This is a genomic window from Streptomyces acidiscabies (assembly GCF_020010905.1).
Taxonomy (GTDB): domain Bacteria; phylum Actinomycetota; class Actinomycetes; order Streptomycetales; family Streptomycetaceae; genus Streptomyces; species Streptomyces acidiscabies.
In genome coordinates, this window is record NZ_JAGJBY010000002.1 from 2565249 (window position 1) to 2589632 (window position 24384).

Annotated in this window: 2 protein-coding genes; both read left to right on the forward strand. The window is 70.4% G+C overall.

Features of this window, described 5'->3' with window-relative positions:
- Positions 1-188 precede the first annotated feature (188 nt).
- Complete coding sequence (locus tag J8M50_RS38120) at positions 189-17255, forward strand: non-ribosomal peptide synthetase (RefSeq protein ID WP_010355020.1); 17067 nt, start codon at positions 189-191, stop codon at positions 17253-17255.
- Complete coding sequence (locus tag J8M50_RS38125; protein WP_029184036.1) at positions 17252-24373, forward strand: non-ribosomal peptide synthetase; 7122 nt, start codon at positions 17252-17254, stop codon at positions 24371-24373. Before J8M50_RS38120 ends, J8M50_RS38125 begins: the two co-directional genes overlap by 4 nt.
- Positions 24374-24384: the final 11 nt, after the last annotated feature.

The window sequence follows — 24384 nt, forward strand, 5'->3', positions numbered from 1 at the left end:
GACCGCCGCCCTCATTCGGCCGTTCCTGAAATTCTTGACGCCTTCTTCCAGGGCCAACTAGCTTCGGCACGGCCCAGAGGCGAAAAAACATCCCAGCGGAACCGAGAATGCGGGACGACGTTTCCCTTTCCGCGCATCTGGCATTCCGTGCAGCTGGCATTCCGTGTCGAAGGAGTGAAGGGACACCCGTGGTGAACGCGCGCCCGCAGTCGATCGAGGACATCCTGCCTGTGACCCCCTTGCAGGAGGGAATGATCTTCCACCACGTCTACGACGAGAGCGCGCCCGACGTCTACGTGGCCCAGATCGTCTTCCACCTCGACGGCGACCTCGACCGCGACGCCCTGCGCACCGCCGCCCGGGAACTCCTGCACCGCCACCCCGGCCTGCGCTCCGGCCTGCGCCAGCGCCGCTCCGGCGAATGGGTCAGGATCGTCCGCCGCACGGTACGCCTCCCCTGGCGCGAGAGCGACCTCGGCCACCTCCCCGCCGACGGCCTCGACCAGGCGGTCACCGCCGAGGCGACCGCCGACCGGACCCGGCGCTTCAAGCTCGGCGACGCCCCCCTCGTCCGGTTCACCCTCCTCGACCTCGGCCAGGACCGCTACCGCTTCGTCCTCACCGCCCACCACGTCATCGTCGACGGCTGGTCGATGGCGGTCCTGCTGCGCGAACTCATCACCCTCTACCGCAACGGCGGCGACCCGCGCTCCCTCCCGCCCGTCCGCTCCCAGCGCGAACACCCCGAATGGCTGCGCAACCGCGACGAGAACGCCTCCCGGGCCGCCTGGAAGGAGGCGCTCGCCGGCCTCACCGAACCGTGCCTGCTCGTCCCCGGCGCCGACCGCACCCCCGTGGTACCCGAACGCCTCGACTTCACCCTGGACGACGAAGCAGGCACCGCGCTCACCGAACTCGCCCGCTCCCGGGGCGTCTCCATGAACACGGTCCTCCAGTGCGCCTGGGCCCTCGTTCTCGCCCACCTCACCGGCCGCCAGGACATCGTCTTCGGCGTGACGGTCTCCGGACGCCCGCCGGAGCTGGAGGGCGTAGAGAACATGGTCGGCCTGTTCATCAACACCGTGCCCATGCGGGTGCGCCTGCGGCCGGACGAGTCCCTCGCCGACCTCCTCGTCCGCGCGCAGCAAGAACAGGTCCAGCTCATGGACCACCACCACCTCGGCCTGAAGGAGATCCAGCGGGCCGCCGGCGTCGACGAACTCTTCGACGCGGCCATGGTCTTCGAGAACTTCCCCCGCACCCGGGACGACGCCGACGCCGGAGCCCTGCGCGTCGGCGACGTGGAGTCGCGCAACGCCACCCACTACCCCCTGACCCTCATCTCGGGCGTGGGGGAGAAGGTCGGCGGCCGTCTCGTGCACCGCCCCGACCTCTTCGACACCGCCCGCATGGACGCCGTCTCCGCCACCCTCCTGCGCGTCCTGCGGACCATCGCCACCACGCCGGACCTCCTCGTCGGACGCCTCGACGTGCTGGCCGAGGGCGAACGTCGCCGGGTGCTGGAGGAGTGGAACGACACGGCGGCCGAGGTGCCGGGTGTGTCGCTGCCGGTGCTGTTCGAGGAGCAGGTGCGTGCGGTTCCGGATGCGGTCGCGCTCGCCTGCGGTGATGTGTCGCTGACGTACGCGGAGCTGGACGCGCGGGTGAACCGTCTGGCCCGGCTGCTGGTGTCGCGTGGTGTGGGGGTGGAGTCGCGCGTGGCGGTGGCACTGCCGCGCTCGATCGACGTGGTGGTGGCCCTGCTCGCGGTGTTGAAGGCCGGCGGCGCGTACGTCGCGGTGGACCCGGAGTATCCGGCGGAGCGCGTGCGGTACATGGTGGCGGACTCGGCGCCGGTGCTCGTGCTGTCGGTGTCGGGCGCCCTGGAGGCGGCTTCCGGCGTGCCGGTGCTGCTCCTCGACGACGCGGATGTGCGGGCGGAGTTGGAGACGCTGTCGGGTGTTTCGCCGGGCGTGGTACCGGAGTTGTCGTCGGCGGCGTACGTGATCTACACGTCGGGTTCGACGGGGCGTCCGAAGGGCGTGGTCGTCCAACACCGTTCGTTCGGCGCGTACTTGCAGCACAGCCGGGAGACGTACGGCGGCGCCGACGGCAGCTCCCTGCTGCACACGTCGGTGTCGTTCGACCTCACGGCGACCGCACTGTTCGCGCCCCTCGTCTCGGGCGGCTGCGTACGGGTTGGTGAACTCGCCGAGGCCGAAGGCGCGTCGCTGCTGAAGATGACGCCCAGCCACCTGGCGCTGCTGGAGGGGACGGAGACGTCGGTGGCCCCTTCCCAGACGCTGTTGGTGGGGGGCGAGGCACTGTCGGGTGAACTGCTCGGGCGGTGGCGTGAGCGCCATCCGGACGTGGTGGTGTTCAACGCGTACGGCCCGTCCGAGGCGACGGTCACTTGCTGCGAGTGGCGGCTGGAACCGGGAGACGCGACGCCCGTGGGCGCGGTGCCGGTCGGGCGGCCGTTCCCCAATACGCGGGTGTTCGTGCTGGACGAGGCGTTGCGGCCGGTGCCGGTGGGTGTTCCGGGTGAGTTGTACGTGGCGGGGGCGCCGTTGGCGCGTGGGTATCTGGACCGGCCGGGGCTCACTGCTGAGCGGTTCGTGGCGTGTCCGTGGGGTGGCGGGCGGATGTATCGCACGGGTGATGTGGTGCGTTGGCGTGCGGAGGGCCTGCTGGAGTTCGTCGGGCGTGCCGACGACCAGGTGAAGGTTCGTGGCTACCGCATCGAACTCGGCGAGATCGAGACCGCGTTGGGCCAGTGCACCGGTGTGTCCAAGAGCGTCGCCATGGTCCGCGAGGACACGGCCGGAGACCGCCGGCTCGTCGGCTACGTCCGGCCGGAACCCGGCGCCCACCTGGACCCGGCCGCACTGCGCGCCGAACTCGCGGACCGGATGCCGGAGTACATGGTCCCGGCGGTGGTCGTCGTCCTCGACGAGATCCCCCTGATGCCGAACGGAAAGGCGGACCGCAGAAGCCTGCCGGCCCCCGAGTACGTGGCTGTCGGCGTTCGGGGGCCGCGTTCTCCTCGTGAGGAGATCTTGTGCGGTCTGTTCGCTGATGTGCTGGGTGTGGGGCGGGTGGGGATCGATGACGGGTTCTTCGAGTTGGGTGGGCATTCGTTGTTGGCGACTCGGTTGGTGGGTCGGGTGCGTTCGGTGTTGGGGGTGGAGTTGTCGATCCGGCAGTTGTTCGAGACGCCGACGGTTGCGGGGTTGAGTCGTGTGCTGGACGGGGCTGTTGCGGGGCGGCCTGCGGTGTGTGCGGGGGTGCGTCCGGGGCGGGTTCCGTTGTCGTTCGGGCAGGAGCGGTTGTGGTTCCTGCACGGGTTGGAGGGGCCGTCGGCGACTTATAACGTGCCGATGGCGGTGCGGTTGGGGGGCGCGCTGGACCGGGGGGCGTTGCGGGCTGCGCTGAACGATGTGGTGGAGCGGCACGAGAGTCTGCGGACGGTCTTCGCCTCGGACGCCGAGGGTGCCTACCAGGTCGTCCGCTCGGGTGTCGAGGTGCCGTGGCGTGAGGAGAAGGTTGCGGAGCACGACCTCGCGGGGCGGTTGTCGGCGGAGGCTGCGATTGCGGTTGATCTGTCTCGTGAACTGCCGTTGCGGGCAGTGCTGTTCGAGGTGTCGGCCGAGGTGCATGTGTTGTCGTTGGTGTGTCATCACATTGCGACGGACGGTTGGTCGTTGCGTCCGTTGGTGCGTGATCTGACGGTGGCGTACGAGGCGCGGTTGCGGGGTGAGGCGCCGGTGTGGCCGGTGTTGCCGGTGCAGTACGCCGACTACGCGTTGTGGCAGCGGGAGTTTCTGGGCACTGAGCATGACGCGGACAGTGTGATTTCACAGCAGTTGGGTTACTGGTCGGAGCGGTTGGCTGATCTTCCGGTGGAGTTGGTGTTGCCGGTGGACCGGGTGCGTCCGGTGACGGCTTCGTATCGTGGTGCTCGGGTGGATTTCGAGGTGCCGGCCGGGTTGGCGGCACGGGTTTCGGGGTTCGCTCGTGAGTCGCGGTCCAGTGTGTTCATGGTGTTGCAGGCCGCGTTGGCGTTGCTGCTGTCGCGCTCCGGGGCCGGTGACGACGTGCCGATCGGGACGCCGGTGGCGGGGCGTGGTGACGACGCGGTTGATGATCTGGTGGGGTTGTTCATCAATACGTTGGTGTTGCGGACGGATGTGTCGGGTGAGCCGACGTTCCGTGAGCTGGTGGACCGGGTCCGGGAGACGGATCTGGGGGCGTACGCGAACCAGGACGTGCCCTTCGAGCGGCTGGTCGAGGTGCTGAACCCCGAACGCTCCCTGTCCCGCCATCCCCTCTTCCAGGTCATGTTGTCCCTCAACAACCACATCTCCACGGACATCGGCCCGACCTCCACCGACCTTGCCGTCACCCCTGTCCACCCCGACCACGACGTCGCCCGCTTCGACCTGACCTTCGACTTCGCCGAACGTGGCGCGGACGCTCCGATGTACGGCTCGTTGACGTATGCGGTGGATCTGTTCGACGAGGTGTCCGCCGAGGCGATGGTGGAGCGTCTGCTTCGGCTGCTGGACGTGGTGTTGGGGTCGCCGGATGTGTCGACGCGGCGGGTTGACGTGTTGGTCGAGGGTGAGCGGCGTCGGGTGTTGGAGGAGTGGAACGAGACGGCGGTTGAGGTGCCGGGTGTGTCGTTGCCGGTGTTGTTCGAGGAGCGGGTGCGGGCGGTTCCGGATGCGGTGGCTGTTGTCTGTGGTGATGTGTCGTTGACGTACGCGGAACTCGATGTCCGGGTGAATCGGCTGGCTCGGTTGTTGGTGTCGCGTGGGGTGGGGGTTGAGTCGCGTGTGGTGGTGGGGTTGCCGCGTTCGGTGGATGCGGTGGTGGCGTTGCTGGCGGTGTTGAAGGCCGGTGGTGCTTATGTGCCGGTGGATCCGGGGTATCCGGCGGAGCGGATTGCGCATGTGGTGGAGGATTCGGCGCCGGTGCTCGTGCTGTCGGTGTCGGGGGCGTTGGAGGGGGTTTCCGGTGTGCCGGTGGTGCTGCTGAACGACCCTGCGGTGATGGGGGAGTTGGAGGCGCTGTCGTCTGCCTCGTTGGGTGTGGTGCCGGAGTTGTCGTCGGCTGCGTACACGATTTATACGTCGGGGTCGACGGGGCGTCCGAAGGGTGTGGTGGTTCCGCACGGTGGTGTGGTGAATGTGTTGGCTGGTCTGCGCGGTGTGGTGGGTGCTGATCGGGTGTTGGCGGTGACGACGTTCGCGTTTGATATCGCGGTGGTGGAGTTGTTCGCGCCGTTGGTGGCGGGCGGGTGTGTGGTGGTGGCTCCTTCTGAAGTTGTCGCCGATGCGGAGTTGTTGGTGGGTCTGGCGGTGGGGGCTGGGGTGTCGGTGATGCAGGCGACGCCGAGTCTGTGGCGTGAGATCGTCGCGGTCGCACAGGGTCGGTTGAGCGGTGTGCGGGCGTTGGTGGGTGGTGAGGCGCTGCCGGGTGAAGTGGCGGCGCAGATGCTGAATGAACTGGCGTCGGCGGTGAACGTGTACGGGCCCACCGAGACCACGGTGTGGTCCACAAGTGCCCCGGTGGCGGCCGGTGTCCCGGTCTCGGTCGGTGGCCCCTTGGCGAACCAGCAGGTGTATGTGCTGGACGAGCGGCTGCGGCCGGTCCCGGTCGGCGTGCGTGGCGAGTTGTACATCGCCGGTGCCGGGGTGGTGCGCGGATATCACGGCCGGGCGGATCTGACCGCTGAGCGGTTCGTCGCGTGCCCGTGGGGCGCTGGGCGGATGTACCGCACCGGCGATGTGGTGTGCTGGCGGTCGGACGGCACGCTGGAGTTCGTCGGCCGTGCCGATGCCCAGGTCAAGGTGCGTGGGTTCCGTATCGAACTCGGCGAGGTCGAGTCGGGTCTCCTGACCGTGGAGGGTGTGGCCCAGGCGGTCGCGGTGGTGAACGACGGCATCCTCGTCGGCTACGTCGTACCCGAACCGGATACCGCCGTCGACGGCAACGCGGTGCGGGAGAGCGTGCGTTCGCGGTTGCCGGAGTACATGGTCCCCACGGTGGTGATGGTCCTCGAAGCCATCCCTCTGACCCCGAACGGCAAGGTCGACCGGCGAGCCCTCCCGGCACCGGAGTATGTGGCCATCGGTGCCCGTGGCCCGCGTTCACCGAGGGAAGAGATTCTGTGCGGTCTGTTCGGGGAGGTGCTGGGCTGTCCGGTGGCCGGGATCGACGACAGCTTCTTCGAGCTGGGCGGTCATTCGCTGTTGGCGACGCGGTTGGTGTCGCGTCTGCGGTCGGTGCTGGAGGTTGAGGTCTCGATCCGGGAGCTGTTCGAGAACCCGACGGTCGCCGGTCTCGCCCGTGTGCTGGACGGTGCGGGCGGATCGCGTCCGGCGTTGCGTGCCGGGGTGCGTCCTGGCCGGGTGCCGTTGTCGTTCGGCCAGCAGCGGTTGTGGTTCCTGCACCGGTTGGACGGCCCGAACGCGGCCTACAACATCCCTCTCGCGCTGAGCCTGACCGGCAAGCTCGACGCGGAGGCGCTGCGGTTGGCGCTGGCTGATGTCGTGGACCGGCACGAAAGTCTGCGGACCGTCTTCGCGGAGGACGCCGAGGGCGCCCACCAGATCATCCGCGATGACGCCGAAGTCCCGTGGCACACCGAGCAGGTGACCGAGTCCGACCTCCCCGCCCACCTCGCCGCCGCCGCACGCCACGGCTTCGACCTGGCGACCGAGATCCCGGTCCGCGCAACCCTTTTCCAGACCGCCCCCGACCACCACACCCTCCTCCTCCTGGTCCACCACATCGCCGGCGACGGCGAATCGATCGACCCGTTGCGTCGCGACTTCGTCCAGGCTTACGCCGCTCGGGCGGCCGGCGAGGCCCCGCATTGGTCCCCGCTGCCGGTGCAGTACGCCGACTACGCCCTCTGGCAGCGCGAGTTGCTCGGTTCCGAGGACGATGCCGAGAGCCTGATCGCCCAGCAGATCGCGTACTGGAAGAGCCAACTGGCCGACCTCCCCGACGAGATCGCGCTGCCCACGGACCGCCCCCGCACGGCTACCCCGTCCCACACCGGAGGCCGACTGGAGTTCGACCTCTCCGTGGAGGCCCATGCCAAGGCGCAGGAACTCGCGCGGCAGAGCGGCGCGACGGTGTTCATGGTGCTCCAGGCCGCGTTGGCGCTGCTGCTGTCCCGCTCCGGCGCGGGTGACGACGTACCCGTCGGAACGCCGATCGCCGGGCGCAACGACGACGCGGTGGACGACCTGGTCGGTCTGTTCATCAACACCCTGGTCCTGCGGACCGACCTGTCCGGGAACCCCACCTTCCGCGAGCTGGTGAACCGGGTCCGGGAGACGAACCTGGGCGCCTACGCGAACCAGGACCTGCCCTTCGAACGCCTCGTCGACATCATCAACCCCGAACGCTCCCTGGCCCGCCACCCCCTCTTCCAAGTCATGCTCACGTTCAACAACGTGGCTCTCGCCTCCGACGCCGTACAGACCGACGAACTGACGGTGGCCGAGCGGCAGATCGACATCGGGTCCGTACGCCATGACCTGTCGTTCGTCCTGGGCGAGCGGCGCGACGAGACCGGGGCGCCCGCCGGTATTCACGCCGTGCTCGACTACCGGGCGGACCTCTTCGACGCCGTGTCGGCGCAGGCGCTGGCGGAGCGCTTGGCGCACGTGCTGGATGCGGTGCTGGCCTCGCCCGACGTGCCGACAGGCCGTGTCGACGTGCTGGCCGAGGGCGAGCGTCGCCGGGTGCTGGAGGAGTGGAACGACACGGCGGTCGAGGTGCCGGGTGTGTCGCTGCCGGTGCTGTTCGAGGAGCAGGTGCGTGCGGTTCCGGATGCGGTCGCGCTCGTCTGCGGTGATGTGTCGTTGTCGTATGGGGAGTTGGACGGGCGGGTGAACCGTCTGGCCCGGCTGCTGGTGTCGCGTGGTGTGGGGGTGGAGTCGCGTGTGGTGGTGGCGTTGCCGCGTTCGATCGATGTGGTGGTGGCGCTGCTCGCGGTGTTGAAGGCCGGTGGTGCGTACGTTCCGGTGGATCCGGAGTATCCGGCGGAGCGCGTGCGGTTCATGGTGGCGGACTCGGCGCCGGTGCTCGTGCTGTCGGTGTCGGGGGCGCTGGAGGAGGCGCCGGGTGACGTACCCGTGGTGCTGCTGAACGAACCTGCGGTAATAGGGGAGTTGGAGACGCTGTCGGGTGTTTCGCCGGGCGTGGTACCGGAGTTGTCGTCGGCGGCGTATGTGATCTACACGTCGGGTTCGACGGGACGTCCGAAGGGCGTGGTCGTCCAACACCGGTCGGTGGGTGCGTACTTGCTGCACAACCGGGAGACGTACGGGGGTGCCGGGGGGAGTTCTCTCGTCCATACGTCGGTGTCGTTCGACTTGACGGTGACGGCCTTGTTCACGCCCTTGGTGTCGGGCGGGTTCGTGCGGCTGGGTGAGTTGGCCGAGGCCGAAGGCGCGTCGCTGCTGAAGATGACGCCCAGTCACCTGGTGCTGCTGGAGGGGATGGACGCTTCGGCGGCGCCTTCGGAGACGCTGTTGGTGGGGGGCGAGGCGCTGTCGGGCGAGCTGCTCGGGCGGTGGCGCGAGCGGCATCCGGACGTGGTGGTGTTCAACGCGTACGGCCCCTCGGAAGCGACCGTCAACTGCTGCGAGTGGCGGTTGGAGCCGGGTGCGGTGACTCCGGTGGGCGCGGTGCCGATCGGGCGGCCGTTCCCCAATACGCGGGTGTTCGTGCTGGACGCCGCGTTGCGTCCGGTGCCGGTGGGTGTCCCGGGTGAGTTGTACGTGGCCGGGGCGCCGTTGGCGCGTGGGTATCTGGATCGTCCCGGGCTGACGGCGACGCGGTTCGTGGCGTGTCCGTGGGGTGGCGGGCGGATGTATCGCACGGGTGACGTGGTGCGTTGGCGTGCGGAGGGCTTGTTGGAGTTCGTCGGGCGTGCGGACGACCAGGTGAAGGTCCGCGGTTACCGCATCGAACTCGGCGAGGTCGAGGCCGCTCTCAACGCCTGCGAGGGCGTGGCTGCCGCTGCCGCCACGGTGCGGGAGGAAACCGCCGGCGACCGGCGCCTCATCGCCTGCGTCGTCCCCGAGACCGGCGCCTTGCTTACCCCGTCGGCTCTGAGGACCGAACTAGGGCGTCGTCTCCCCGACCACATGGTGCCCGCCGTCTCCGTGGTGGAGGCGCTTCCCCTCACACCGAACGGCAAGGTCGACCGGGCTGCCCTCCCCGCTCCGGATTCCGGAGACATGACGGAACTCGCTCGGGGGCCGCGTTCGCCGCGGGAGGAGATCTTGTGCGGTCTGTTCGCTGATGTGTTGGGTGTGGGGCGGGTGGGGATCGATGACGGGTTCTTCGATCTGGGGGGTCATTCGCTGCTGGCGACTCGGTTGGTGGGTCGGGTGCGTTCGGTGTTGGGGGTGGAGTTGTCGATCCGGCAACTGTTCGAGACGCCGACGGTTGCGGGGTTGAGCCGTGTGCTGGACGGGGCCGTTGCGGGTCGTCCAGCGGTGTGTGCGGTGGAGCGCCCGGGTCGGGTGCCGTTGTCGTTCGGGCAGGAGCGGTTGTGGTTCCTGCACGGTCTGGAGGGTCCGTCGGCGACGTACAACGTGCCGATGGCGGTGCGGTTGGGGGGTGTGCTGGACCGGGGGGCGTTGCGGGCGGCACTGAACGATGTGGTCGAGCGGCACGAGAGTCTGCGGACCGTTTTCGCGGAGGACGCCGAGGGTGCCTACCAGGTCGTCCGCTCGGGTGTCGAGGTGCCGTGGCGTGAGGAGCGGGTTGCGGAGCATGACCTCGCGGGGCGGTTGTCGGTGGAGGCGGGGGTTGCGGTTGATCTGTCGCGTGAACTGCCGTTGCGGGCAGTGCTGTTCGAGGTGTCGGCCGAGGAGCACGTCCTGTCGTTGGTGTGTCATCACATTGCGACGGACGGTTGGTCGTTGCGGCCGTTGGTGCGTGATCTGACGGCGGCGTACGAGGCGCGGTTGCGGGGGGAGGTTCCTCAATGGTCCGCGCTGCCGGTGCAGTACGCGGATTACGCGTTGTGGCAGCGCGAGTACTTGGGCACCGAGCGGGACGCGGAGAGCGTGGTCTCGCGGCAGTTGGGTTACTGGTCGGAGCGGTTGGCCGGTGTTCCGGTGGAGTTGGTGTTGCCGGTGGACCGGGTGCGTCCGGTGGCGGCTTCGTATCGTGGTGCGCGGGTGGACTTCGAGGTGCCGGCGGGGTTGTCGGTGCGGTTGTCGGGGTTCGCTCGTGAGTCGCGGTCCAGTGTGTTCATGGTGTTGCAGGCGGCGTTGGCGTTGCTGCTGTCGCGCTCCGGGGCCGGTGACGACGTGCCGATCGGGACGCCGATCGCCGGGCGCGGTGACGATGCGGTGGACGACCTGGTCGGTCTGTTCATCAACACCCTGGTTCTGCGCACCGACTTGTCCGGGGACCCCACCTTCCGTGACCTGGTGGACCGGGTCCGGGAGACGAACCTCGGTGCGTACGCGAACCAGGACGTGCCCTTCGAGCGGCTGGTCGAGGTCCTGAACCCCGAACGCTCCCTGGCCCGCCACCCCCTCTTCCAAGTCATGCTCACTCTGCACGGCGAGCAGGACAACCAGGAGATTCCGCCGCTCGCGGGACTGGACACCTCCGCCCTCCGGCTGGAATCGAGCGCGGCCAAGGTCGACTTGGCGTTCGCTTTCTCCGGCGACGCCAGCGACGGTCTGCACGGCGCGCTGACGTATGCGGTGGACCTCTTCGACGCGGCGTCCGCCGAGGCGATGGTGGAACGTCTGATCCACCTGCTGGACCAGGTACTTGTCTCGCCGGACGTGTCGACGCGGCGGGTTGATGTGTTGGTCGAGGGTGAGCGGCGTCGGGTGCTGGAGGAGTGGAACGACACGGCGGTTGGGGTGCCTCATGCCTCGCTGCCGGTGTTGTTCGAGGAGCAGGTGCGTGCGGTTCCCGACGCGGTTGCTCTCGTCTGTGGCGATGTGTCGTTGACGTACGCGGAACTCGATGTCCGGGTGAATCGTCTGGCTCGGTTGTTGGTGTCGCGTGGTGTGGGGGTTGAGTCGCGTGTGGTGGTGGGGTTGCCGCGTTCGGTGGATGCGGTGGTGGCGTTGTTGGCGGTGTTGAAGACCGGTGGTGCGTACGTTCCGGTGGATCCGGGGTATCCGGCGGAGCGGATCGCGCATGTGGTGGAGGATTCGGCGCCGGTGTTGGTGTTGGGGGCGTTGGAGGGGGTTTCCGGTGTGCCGGTGGTGCTGCTGGACGACCCTGCGGTGATGGGGGAGTTGGAGGCGTTGTCGTCTGCCTCGTTGGGTGTGGTGCCGGAGTTGTCGTCGGCTGCGTACACGATCTACACGTCGGGATCGACCGGCCGTCCGAAGGGGGTGGTGGTTCCGCACTGGGGTGTTGCCAATGTGCTGGCCGGTCTGCGGCATGTGGTGGGCGAGGACCGGGTGTTGGCGGTGACGACGTTCGCGTTCGATATCGCGGTGGTGGAGTTGTTCGCGCCGCTGGTGTCGGGCGGGTGTGTGGTCGTTGCTCCGTCGGAAGTCGTCGCCGATGCCGAGTTGTTGGTGGGTCTGGCGGTGCGGGCTGGAGTGTCGGTGATGCAGGCGACGCCGAGTCTGTGGCGCGAGATCGTCGCTGTCGCACAGGGGAGGCTGGCTGGTGTGCGGGCGTTGGTGGGCGGTGAGGCGCTGCCGGGTGAGGTGGCGGCTCAGATGGTGAGCGAACTGGCGTCGGTGGTGAATGTGTACGGGCCGACGGAGACCACGGTGTGGTCGACAAGTGCCCCGGTGGCGGCCGGTGTTCCGGTCTCGGTCGGTGGACCCTTGGCGAACCAGCAGGTGTATGTGCTGGACGAGTGGCTGAGGCCGGTCCCGGTCGGCGTGCGTGGAGAGTTGTACATCGCCGGTGCCGGGGTGGTGCGCGGATATCACGGCAGGGCGGATCTGACCGCTGAGCGGTTCGTCGCGTGCCCGTGGGGTGACGGGCGGATGTACCGCACCGGCGATGTGGTGTGCTGGCGGTCGGACGGCACGCTGGAGTTCGTCGGCCGTGCGGACGCGCAGGTGAAGGTGCGGGGTTTCCGTATCGAACTCGGCGAGGTCGAGTCCGGCCTCCTGACCGTGGAGGGTGTGGCCCAGGCAGTCGCGGTCGTGAACGACGGCATCCTCGTCGGCTACGTCGTATCCGAACCGGATACCGCCGTCGACGGCAACGCGGTGCGGGAGAGCGTGCGTTCGCGGTTGCCGGAGTACATGGTCCCCACGGTGGTGATGGTCCTCGAAGCCATCCCGCTGACCCCGAACGGCAAGGTCGACCGGCGAGCCCTCCCGGCGCCCGAGTATGTGGCCGTCGGTGCCCGTGGCCCGCGTTCACCGAGGGAAGAGATTCTGTGTGGTCTGTTCGGGGAGGTGCTCGGCCGTCCGGTGGCGGGGATCGACGACAGTTTCTTTGAGCTGGGTGGTCATTCGCTGTTGGCGACGCGGTTGGTGTCGCGTCTGCGGTCGGTGCTGGAGGTTGAGGTCTCGATCCGGGAGCTGTTCGAGAACCCGACGGTCGCCGGTCTCGCCCGTGCACTGGACGGGGCGGGCGGATCGCGTCCGGCGTTGCGTGCCGGGGTACGTCCCGAGCGGGTGCCGTTGTCGTTCGGTCAGCAGCGGTTGTGGTTCCTGCACCGGTTGGACGGCCCGAACGCGGCCTACAACATCCCCTTGGCGTTGAGTCTGACCGGCAAACTCGACCCCCAAGCACTGCGGTTGGCGCTGAACGATGTCGTGGACCGGCACGAGAGCCTGCGGACGGTCTTCGCGGAGGACACCGAGGGCGCTCACCAGATCGTCCGCGATGACGTCGAAGTCCCGTGGCACACCGAGCAGGTCACCGAGGCCGACCTCCCCGCCCGCCTCGCCGCCGCCGCCCGTCACGGCTTCGACCTGGCGACCGAGATCCCGATCCGTGCCGCCCTCTTCCAGACCGCCCCCGACCACCACACCCTCCTCCTCCTGGTCCACCACATCGCCGGCGACGGATCCTCCACCCGCCCCCTGGTGGGTGACCTGGCCGCCGCCTACGAGGCACGTACGGCCGGCGAGGCCCCGCAGTGGTCCCCGCTGCCGGTGCAGTACGCCGACTACGCGCTCTGGCAGCGCGAGTTGCTCGGCTCCGAGGCGGACCAGGACAGCCTGATCGCCCAGCAGATCGCCTACTGGAAGAGCCAACTCGCCGATCTCCCGGCCGAGATCGCCCTGCCCGCCGACCGCCCCCGTCCCGCCGCCCCCACCCACACCGGAGACCGGCACGAGTTCGTGGTGCCGGCCGATGTCCACGAGGCCGTCGTGGACCTGGCCCGGCAGAGTGGCGCGACGGTGTTCATGGTGCTCCAGGCCGCGCTGGCGCTGCTGCTGTCGCGCTCCGGCGCGGGGGACGACGTACCCGTCGGCACGCCGATCGCCGGGCGCAGCGACGACGCGGTGGACGACCTGGTCGGCCTGTTCATCAACACCCTGGTCCTGCGGACCGACCTGTCCGGGAACCCCACCTTCCGTCAACTCCTCGCCCGCGTAAGGGAAACCGACCTCGGTGCGTACGCGAACCAGGACCTGCCCTTCGAGCGCCTCGTCGACATCGTCAACCCCGAACGCTCCCTCGCCCGCCACCCCCTCTTCCAGGTCATGCTCACCCTTGACAACGAGCGTGAGCACAGCGCGAACGCCGTGCCCGACGAGTTGGGCGGGCTCACCGTGACACCGGAGGCCGTGGGGGTCGGCACGGCCAAGTCGGACCTGGTCCTCGGGTTCGCGGAGCTGCGGGGGGACGACGGAGGCAGCCGGGGTCTGCGGGGTCTGCTGGAGTTCAGCACCGACCTGTTCGAGCCCGGCACGGCCGCCGCCCTCGCCCGGCGTTTCGCGCACCTGCTGGAGACGGTCGCCGCAGCGCCCGACGAGAACCTGTCGTCGTACGACGCGCTGACGCCCGCCGAACGGGACCAGGTCCTCGGGGCCTGGAACGACACCGCGCGCGAGGTGCCCGGCACCACGGTGACCGGCATGTTCCGGGCCGTGGTGGACGAGGCCCCCGATGACGCGGCCGTCGTCTTCGACGGAAGGGCCCTGACGTACGCCGACCTGGACCGGCGGTCGGACCGGCTGGCCCTCCTGCTGGCCGAGCGGGGCGTCGGACCCGAGAAGATCGTCGCCGTCGCCCTGGAGCGCTCCGAGTCCTGGGTCGTGGCCATGCTCGCCACCCTCAAGGCCGGGGGAGTGTTCATGGCGCTCGACCCCGACTACCCGGCCGAGCGCATCGCCCTCATGCTGGAGGACAGCCGCCCGGAACTCATCGTCACGCAGACCGGTCTGCGCGAACTGGTCGCCCAGGACAGTACGCCGGTCCTCCTGATGGACGACCCCGGGATCACGGCGACGCTGCTCCACGGCGCCGCGACCGCACCCCAGGACGTACGGATCTCCCCGCTCAGCCCGGCGTTCATGGTCTACACCTCGGGGTCGACCGGCCGCCCCAAGGGCGTACTGCTCCTGCACGAGGGCCTGCCGAGCCTGGTGTACAGCACCGTCGCGCGCCTGCGCGTCGGCCGGGGGAGCCGGCTCCTCCAGATGGTGTCGACGAGCTTCGACGCCGCGGTCTGGGACGTCCTCGCCTCGCTGCTGACCGGCGCCACGCTCGTCCTGGCCCCCGGCGGCCAGCCCCTCGGCGGCGAGATCGCCCGGCTCGTCGGCGAGACCGGCGTGACGCACCTCTTCCTGCCGCCCGCGGTCGTCTCCAGCCTCCCTGAGGAGGAGTTCCCCCCGGGCCTCACGATCACCATGGGCGGCGACGTCTGCCCGCCGGCCACCGCACTGCGCTGGGCCGCACGGCACCGGGTCATCAACCTGTACGGGCCCTCCGAGATCACGGTCGCGGCCACCTCCTGCGACTACGAGGCCGACGAGGTGCTCACCGCCGTATCGATCGGCACCCCGTGGGACAACAAGCGGGTCTACGTCCTGGACGACCGGCTGCGCCCCGTGCCGCCGGGTGTCGTCGGTGAGCTGTGGATCGCCGGCGCCGGAGTCGCCCGGGGCTACCACCGGGCGCCCGAGCGGACCGCCGAACGGTTCGTCGCCACGCCGTACGGCGCTCCGGGCGAGCGGATGTACCGCTCCGGGGACCTCGCCCGCTGGAAGGCGGACGGCACGCTGGAGTTCGTCGGACGCGACGACGGCCAGGTCAAGTTCGGCGGCTTCCGGGTCGAGCTGGGCGAGGTGGAAGCCGCGCTGGAGCGCTGCCCGGGCGTCGCCCAGGCGGCGGCCACCGTCCGCGAGGACCGGCCGGGCCACCGCAGGCTCGTCGGGTACGCCGTACCCGCGTCCGGCACCGTGCTCGACCCGCAGGAGCTGCGGCGCTTCGTCGCGGCGACCCTGCCGGGCTACATGGTGCCCTCCGCGTACGTCGTGCTGGACGCACTGCCCCTGTCGCCGAACGGCAAGATCGACCGCCGTGCGCTGCCCGAGCCGCGCCACGAGGTGGCGTCCGCTCCCCGGGGCCCCCGCGAGGAACTGCTCTGCCGGCTGTTCGCTGAGGTGCTGGGCCTCGACGCCGTCGGACCGGACGACCGGTTCTTCGACCTCGGCGGCGACAGCATCTCGTCGATCCAGCTCGTCGGCCGCGCCCGCGCGGAAGGACTCGGCCTCAACCCGCGCGACGTGTTCACGCACCAGACCCCGGCGACCCTCGCCGCCGCCGCACAGTCCGCCGAGGCACCGGCCCCGGCGCCCGGCGCCGACGAGGCAGGGCCGCTGCCGGTCACGCCCGTGCTCAGCTGGTTCACCGAACGCGGCGGCAGCGGCGAACGGTTCGCCCAGTCACGGTTCATGGAACTGCCGGCCGGCAGCGACCTCGACACCCTGCGCGCCACCGTCGAGACGATCGTCCGACGGCACGACGCACTGCGCCTGAAGCTCGTCGGCGAGGGCGCCGGGCAGTCACTGGAGATCCAGGACCCCGACTCGGTGGACCTGACCGGCGCCGTACGCCGCGTCGACCTCGGCACGGACCCCGACGGGGGAGCCGCCCGCATGGCGCGGGAGACCGACGCGGCCCGCGACCGGCTCGACCCGCGCGAGGGACGCAACGTCGAGGTCGTCCGGTTCGACCGGGGCCCCGACACCACCGGGCTCGCCCTCGTCGCCATCCACCACTTCGCCGTCGACGAGGTGTCCTGGCGCATCCTGCTGCCCGAGCTGATCGAGTGCTGGAACGCGCTGCACGAGAACCGGGAACCGGACCTGCGCCCCATCGGCACGTCACTGAGCCAGTGGACGCGCGCGCTGCACACCGCCGCCCGCAGCCCCGAACGGACCGCCGAGGCGACGGTGTGGAAACACCTCCTCGCCGGCCCCGACCAGCCGTTGGGCAAACGGCCGTTCGACCGGGACCGTGATGTCCTCGGCGCCTCGGCCCGGCTGTCCGTGACCCTGGCGACCGACGTCACCGAACGGATCCTGACCACCGTCCCGGCCGCCTTCCACGCCGCCGTCGACGATGTCCTCCTCACCGGCCTCGCCCTCGCGGTGACCCGCTGGCGCGGCGACGGCCCGGCCCTGCTGGTCGACGTGGAGGGCCACGGGCGGGACGAGACCCTGCTGCCCGGAGCCGACCTGACGACGACCGTCGGCTGGTTCACCAGCGTCCACCCGGTACGGCTGGACCTGACCGGAGTGGACACCGGCGACGCCCTGCGCGCGGGCCCCGGCGCGGGCCAGGCCGTGAAGACGGTCAAGGAACAGCTCCGGGCCGTACCGGGGGAGGGGACGGGCTACGGACTGCTCCGCTACCTCAACCCCGACACCTCGGACGACCTCGCGGCGCTCCCCGCCCCACAGATCTCCTACAACTACCTGGGCCGCACCAAGGGCCGGACGGCTGAGCCCGCGGCCTGCGGCACCGGCGCCGCACAGGAGTCGCACGGCCCGCTGCTGCACCCGCTGGAACTGAACGTGGTGGTCCGCGAGTACGACGACGGCCCGTCGCTCACCGCCACCTGGACCTGGGCCACCGGCCTGTTCGACCAGGACCGGATCGACACACTCGCCCGCACCTGGGCCGAGGCGCTGGAGGCCCTGGCCGACCACGCCGACAACCCCGACGCGGGCGGCCACACCCCCTCGGACCTGCTGGGCGCCGGGCTCAGCCAGAACGAGATCGACGCCATCGAGGCCGAGTGGAGGACTTCATGAGCACCTCAGGTCTACAGGACATCCTGCCGCTCTCCCCGATGCAGGAGGGCATGCTCTTCCACCGGCTCTACGACGCGGACGCCCCCGACGTCTACGCCGTACAGCTCACCGTCGACCTCGAAGGCGAGCTGTCCGTACCGGCCCTGCGGGCGGCGGCACAGGCGCTGCTCGCCCGGCACCCCGGCCTGCGGGCCGCGTTCCGCCACGAGGGGCTGAGCCGCCCGGTCCAGCTCATCCCGAAGGCCGTACCCCTGCCCTGGTACGACCACGACCTGACCCACTTCCCGGAAGACGAACGCGAGACGCGCCTCACCGAACTGCTGAAGGCCGACCGGTACGCACCCTTCGACCTCATGAAGCCGCCCCTGGTGCGGTTCCTGTGCGTACGCTTCGCCGAGGACAAGTACGTCTTCGTGATGTCCAACCACCACCTCCTCTTCGACGGCTGGTCCCAGCCGATCGTCCTGAGAGACCTCGTCACCCTGTACGCCACCGGCGGCGACGCCTCCGGACTGCCGCCGGTACGCCCGCCGCGCGCCCACCTCGAATGGCTCTCCCGCCGGGACCGCGCCGCCGACCGCGCGGCCTGGGCCGAGGTCATGGACGGATTCGACGAACCCACACTGCTCGTCCCCTCGTCCGCCGGAGCGCCCCCCGCTCTGCCGGAACTGCTCGAACTCGCCCTGGACACCGGCACCACCGCCGCACTGACCCGACGCGCCCGGAGCCTCGGCGTCACCGCGAGCACCATGGTGCAGACGGCCTGGGCACTGGTCCTCGCGCAGCACACCGGCCGCGACGACGTGGTGTTCGGCGCCACGGTCTCCGGCCGCCCCGTCGAGGTCGCGGGCGCCGAGACGATGGTCGGCCTGTTCATCAACACACTCCCCGTACGGGTCCGGCTGCGCCCGGCGGAGACCCTCGCCGGCCTGGTGACCCGGGTCCAGCGGGAACAGGTCGGACTCATGCCGCACCACCACTACGACCTGCCCTCCATCAAGCAGCTCAGCGGAGTACGGGGCGACGCCCCGCTGTTCGACTCGCTGCTCATCTACGAGAACTACCCCTCCGCACCCACCGGAGCGGTCGCGGCGGCCCCGGGCGGCGGCGGACTCCGTATCGCCGGGCTCCGGGGGCGCGACGCGACGCACTACCCGCTGACCCTGGTGGTGAACCCCGGAGACGAACTGACCCTGCGCCTCTCCTACCGCCAGGACCTCCTCGACCCGGCCACGGTGAACACCCTGGGCGAACGCCTGACACGGGCCCTGCGCACGCTGGCGGGCGAGACCGCCACGCCGGTCGGCCGACTCGACGTGCTGGAGCGCGCGGAGCGCGCGCTTCCTGGCGCTCATCAGGGGCCTGTGATGCCTGTGCCGGGTGTGTCGTTGCCGGTGTTGTTCGAGGAGCGGGTGCGGGCGGTTCCGGATGCGGTGGCTGTTGTCTGTGGTGATGTGTCGTTGTCGTATGGGGAGTTGGACGGGCGGGTGAATCGGCTGGCTCGGTTGTTGGTGTCGCGTGGTGTGGGGGTGGAGTCGCGTGTGGTGGTGGGGTTGCCGCGTTCGGTGGATGCGGTGGTGGCGTTGTTGGCGGTGTTGAAGACCGGTGGTGCTTATGTGCCGGTGGATCCGGGGTATCCGGCGGAGCGGATTGCGCATGTGGTGGAGGATTCGGCGCCGGTGTTGGTGGTGGGGGTGTTGGAGGGGGTTTCCGGTGTGCCGGTGGTGTTGCTCGATGACGCAGGTGTGATGGCGGAGTTGGAGACGCTGTCGTCTGCCTCTCTCGGTGTGGTGCCGGAGTTGTCGTCGGCTGCGTACACGATCTACACCTCGGGGTCGACGGGGCGTCCGAAGGGGGTAGTCGTACCGCACCAGGGTGTTGCCAATGTGCTGGCTGGTCTGCGGCATGTCGTAAGTGCTGATCGGGTGTTGGCGGTGACGACGTTTGCGTTCGATATCGCGGTGGTGGAGTTGTTCGCGCCGTTGGTATCGGGCGGGTGTGTGGTGGTGGCTCCGTCGGAAGTCGTCGCCGATGCCGAGTTGTTGGTGGGTCTGGCGGTGGGGGCTGGGGTGTCGGTGATGCAGGCGACGCCGAGTCTGTGGCGCGAGATCGTCGCGGTCGCACAGGGTCGGTTGGCTGGTGTGCGGGCGTTGGTGGGGGGTGAGGCGTTGCCGGGTGAGGTGGCGGCACAGATGGTGAGCGAGTTGGCGTCGGTGGTGAATGTGTACGGGCCCACCGAGACGACGGTGTGGTCGACAAGTGCCCCGGTGGCGGCCGGTGTTTCGGTTTCTGTGGGTGGGCCCTTGGCGAATCAGCAGGTGTATGTGCTGGACGGGTGGCTGCGGCCGGTCCCGGTGGGTGTGCGTGGCGAGTTGTACATCGCTGGCGCGGGTGTGGTGCGCGGGTATCACGGGCGGGCGGATCTGACCGCTGAGCGGTTCGTGGCGTGCCCGTGGGGCGGTGGGCGGATGTATCGCACGGGTGATGTGGTGCGGTGGCGGTCGGGCGGCGCGTTGGAGTTCGTCGGCCGTGCCGATGCCCAGGTCAAGGTACGTGGGTTCCGTATCGAACTCGGTGAGGTCGAGTCGGGTCTCCTGGCCATCGAAGATGTGGCCCAGGCGGTCGCAGTCGTGAACGACGGGGTGTTGGTCGGTTACGTCGTATCCGAACCCGGCACAGCTGTTGAGGGCAACGCGGTGCGTGAGGGCGTGCGTTCGCGGTTGCCGGAGTACATGGTCCCGACCGTTGTGGTCGTTCTCGACGCTGTGCCTCTGACCCCGAACGGCAAGGTCGACCGGCGGGCTCTGCCTGCGCCCGAGTATGTGAGCGTGGATGTGCGTGGTCCGCGTTCTCCTCGTGAGGAGATCTTGTGCGGTCTGTTCGGGGAGGTGCTCGGCCGTCCGGTGGCGGGGATCGACGACAGTTTCTTCGAGCTGGGCGGTCATTCGTTGCTGGCGACGCGGTTGGTGTCGCGTCTGCGGTCGGTGCTGGAGGTCGAGGTCTCGATCCGGGAGCTGTTCGAGAACCCGACGGTCGCCGGTCTTGCCCGTGCACTGGACGGGGCGGGCGGATCGCGTCCCGCGTTGCGTGCCGGGGCGCGTCCTGGCCGGGTGCCGTTGTCGTTCGGTCAGCAGCGGTTGTGGTTCCTGCACCGGCTGGACGGCCCGAACGCGGCCTACAACATCCCCCTCGCTCTGCGCCTGACCGGCAAGCTCGACGCTGAGGCACTGCGGTCGGCGCTGGCTGATGTCGTGGACCGGCACGAGAGCCTGAGAACGGTCTTCGCGGAGGACGCCGAGGGCGCCCACCAGGTCATCCGCGAGGACGCCGAAGTCCCGTGGCACACGGAGCAGGTGACCGAGGCCGACCTCCCCGCCCGCCTCGCCGCCACCGCACGCCACGGCTTCGACCTGGCGGCCGAGATCCCGGTCCGCGCAGCCCTCTTCCAGACCGCCCCCGACCACCACGTCCTGCACTTCTCGTTCCACCACATAGCCGTCGACGCCTGGTCCGTGCGCCCCTTCATCGGTGACCTGGCCGCCGCCTACGGGGCGCGTACGGCGGGCGAGGTCCCGCAGTGGCCGGCGCTGCCGGTGCAGTACGCCGACTACGCCCTCTGGCAGCGCGAGTTGCTCGGTTCCGAGGACGATGCCGAGAGCCTGATCGCCCAGCAGATCGCGTACTGGAGGGACCAACTCGCCGATCTGCCGCCCGAGATCGCCCTGCCCGCCGACCGCCCCCGCCCCGCCGTCCCCACCCACCGTGGCGGCAGGGTGGAGTTCGAGGTGCCGGGCGCCGTTCACCGGGCGGTGACCGGGCTGGCCCGGCAGAGTGGCGCGACGGTGTTCATGGTGCTCCAGGCCGCGTTGGCGCTGCTGCTGTCCCGCTCCGGCGCGGGTGACGACGTACCCGTGGGAACCCCCGTTGCCGGGCGCAGTGATGATGCGGTGGACGACCTGGTCGGCCTGTTCATCAACACTCTGGTCCTCCGCACCGACCTGTCCGGGAACCCCACCTTCCGCGAACTCCTCGCCCGAGTAAGGGAAACCGACCTCGGTGCGTACGCGAACCAGGACCTGCCCTTCGAACGCCTCGTCGACATCGTCAACCCCGAACGCTCCCTCGCCCGCCACCCCCTCTTCCAGGTCATGCTCACCCTCAACAACACGGGCGGCCTGGGCGACACCGGATCGCACCCGGCCGGTGGGGACCTGGTCATCGGGGCGCAGGAGTCCGCCACCGCCACCGCCAAGTTCGACCTGCTGCTGTCGGTCGCCGAACTGCACTCCGCGCAGGGCGAGCCCGACGGGCTGACGGGAAGCCTGGAGTACGACGCCGACCGGTTCGACGAGGCGACCGTACGGCGGCTGGGGCAGCGGCTGGCCGGGCTGCTCGATCAGGTCACGCGTGATCCGGAGTCGAGGGTGGGCGCGGTCGGTGTCGTGCTGCCCGACGAGCAGGCCGTGATCAGCGCGTGGAACTCCGCCCCCGTGGACACCCCGGCCGCCGGGCTGCCCGACCTCTTCGCCGAGCAGGCCCGCAGGCGCGGGGACGCCCCCGCCGTCGTGCACGAGGGCAGGACGCTCAGCTACGCGGAACTCGACGACAGGTCGACCCGGCTGGCGAGGCTCCTGATGGGACGCGGGGCCCGCCCGGACACCGTGGTCGCCCTGGCGCTGCCGCGCGGCGTCGACTTCGTCGTCGGGCTCGTCGCCACGCTCAAGGCCGGCGCCGCGTACCTCCCCGCCGACCCTCAACTCCCGGACGAACGCCTCCAGTTCGTCCTGAAGGGCGTACGTCCCGTCGTCGTGCTGACCACCGGCGACCTGGCCGGGCGGTTCCCCGGCCCCGTGCTCGTGCCCGACGAGCCGGCGCTCGACGCCGCGTCACCGGCCCCCCTGCGCGACAGCGAGCGGGGCGGCCCCCTGCTTCCCGGTCACCCGGTCTACATCCTGCACACCTCGGGCTCGACGGGTGAGCCGAAGGCCGTCGAGATGACCGTGGGCGCCCTGCGCAACCTCCTGGACTGGCACCACCGGGTGATCCCGGCGGCCGAGGGCACGGTCACCGCCCAGTTCACCTCCACCGGGTTCGACGTCTCCGCGCAGGAAATCCTCTCCGCCCTGCTGTCCGGCAAGACCCTCGCGATCTGCCCGGAGGACGTACGCCGCGACCCGGCCCGGCTCGTCGGCTGGCTGCGCGAGGCCCGGGTGGGCGAGCTGTACGCGCCCACGCTCGTCCTGGACGCCGTGTGCTCCGCCGCGCTGGAGGCCGGGGAGGACCTTCCCGACCTGCGGCACGTCGCCCAGGCCGGGGAGGCGCTGGTGACCGGCGGGGCCGTACAGCGCTTCTTCTCCCGGGCGGGCGGCCGGATCGCCCTGCACAACCACTACGGGCCCACCGAGACGCACGTGGTGACGGCGACGTCCCTGCCCGCCGACCCGGCCGCGTGGCCGGACCGGCCCCCCATCGGCGTCCCGCTGCCCAACGTCGACGCCCATGTGCTGGACGCGTGGCTGCGGCCGGTGCCCCCCGGCATGCCGGGCGAGCTGTACGTCTCGGGCACCGCGCTGGCGCGCGGCTACCGGGGCCGCCCCGGGATGACCGCGGAGCGGTTCGTGGCCAGTCCCTTCGGGGGGCCGGGGGAGCGGATGTACCGGACCGGCGACCTCGTACGCCGTACGCCGGACGGGCAGGTGCACCACCTGGGCAGGGCCGACGACCAGGTGAAGCTGCGCGGGTTCCGGATCGAGCCCGGCGAGATCGCGGCGGCGCTGCGCACCGACCCGGCGGTGGCCTCGGCCGCCGTACTCGTCCGCGACGGCGGCTCGCTCGCCGCGTTCGTCACCCCGGCGCGGGGCCGTACGCCGGTCGCGGCCGAACTGCGCGCCCGGCTGCTGCGTACCGTGCCGGAGTACATGGTCCCGGCGGAGTACGTCGTGGTCGACGCGCTTCCCCTGACGCGCAACGGGAAACTCGACCGGCGCGCGCTGCTGGCCGTCGAGGTGGACCGGCCCGTCCCCCGCTCGGCCGCCACCGAGGCGGAGAAGCTGATCTGCGCGGTCTTCGCCGAGGTACTGGGCGTCGAGGACGTCGGCGCGGACGACGACTTCTTCGCCCTCGGCGGGCACTCCTTCCTCGCCACCCGGGCCGTCGCGCTGCTGCGCGAGCGGCTGGGGGCCGACCTGGGCGTACGCGACCTGTTCGAGGCCCCGACGCCGGCCGCGCTCGCCCGGGAGGCGGAGCGCAGCGGCACCCGGGACTCCTTCGCCCCCCTGCTGCCGCTGCGGACCACCGGCGACGACCGGCCGCTGTTCTGCGTGCACCCGGGCGGCGGGATGTCCTGGTGCTACGCGGGCCTGCTGACCCACCTGGACCCGGCCGTACCGGTCTACGGCCTCCAGGCCAGGGCGCTCAGCCGGCCGGGCGCGATGCCCGCCACTGTCGACGAGATGGCCGCGGACTACCTCCGGCAGATCCTGGACATCCAGCCGGAGGGCCCCTACCGGCTCCTCGGCTGGTCCTTCGGCGGCGTCATGAGCCACGCGCTCGCCGTGGAACTCCAGGCGCGCGGGCAGGAGGTGGAGCTGCTCGCCCTCGTGGACGCGTACCCGTCGCTCGCCGGCGAGGCGGACGAGGCCGACGAGGCGTCCGAGGCCGGGGCCCTGGAACAGGCCCTGCGGGAGCTGGAGGACCGGCTGATCGTCGACAACCTCACGGCCTCCCGGTTCGCCTTCGACACGGCCGAACTCACCACCGGCCGGGACGCCCTGATCGCGCGGTACCTGCGCTTCCTGGAGGAGAACCAGCATCCGCTCGCGGCGGTCGGCGAGCAGACCCTGCTGGCCATGAAGGACGTGTGGATCGGCAACAGCCGTCTGCTGGCGGCGCACCGGCCCGGCCGGTACGAGGGCGACATGCTGCTGTTCACCGCGACCCGGGTGCCGGAGCGGATCGCCGGCCGGGTCGGGGCGGACTCGTGGGCGCCGCATGTGACCGGCGCCGTCGAGGACCACCCCGTGGACGCCGAGCACGAGCAGATGCTGACCGTGCCGGCGCACATCGCGGCCATCGGGGGAGTGCTCGCGGCGAAGCTGAAGGGAAGCTCGCCGTCCTGAGGCGGTGACCG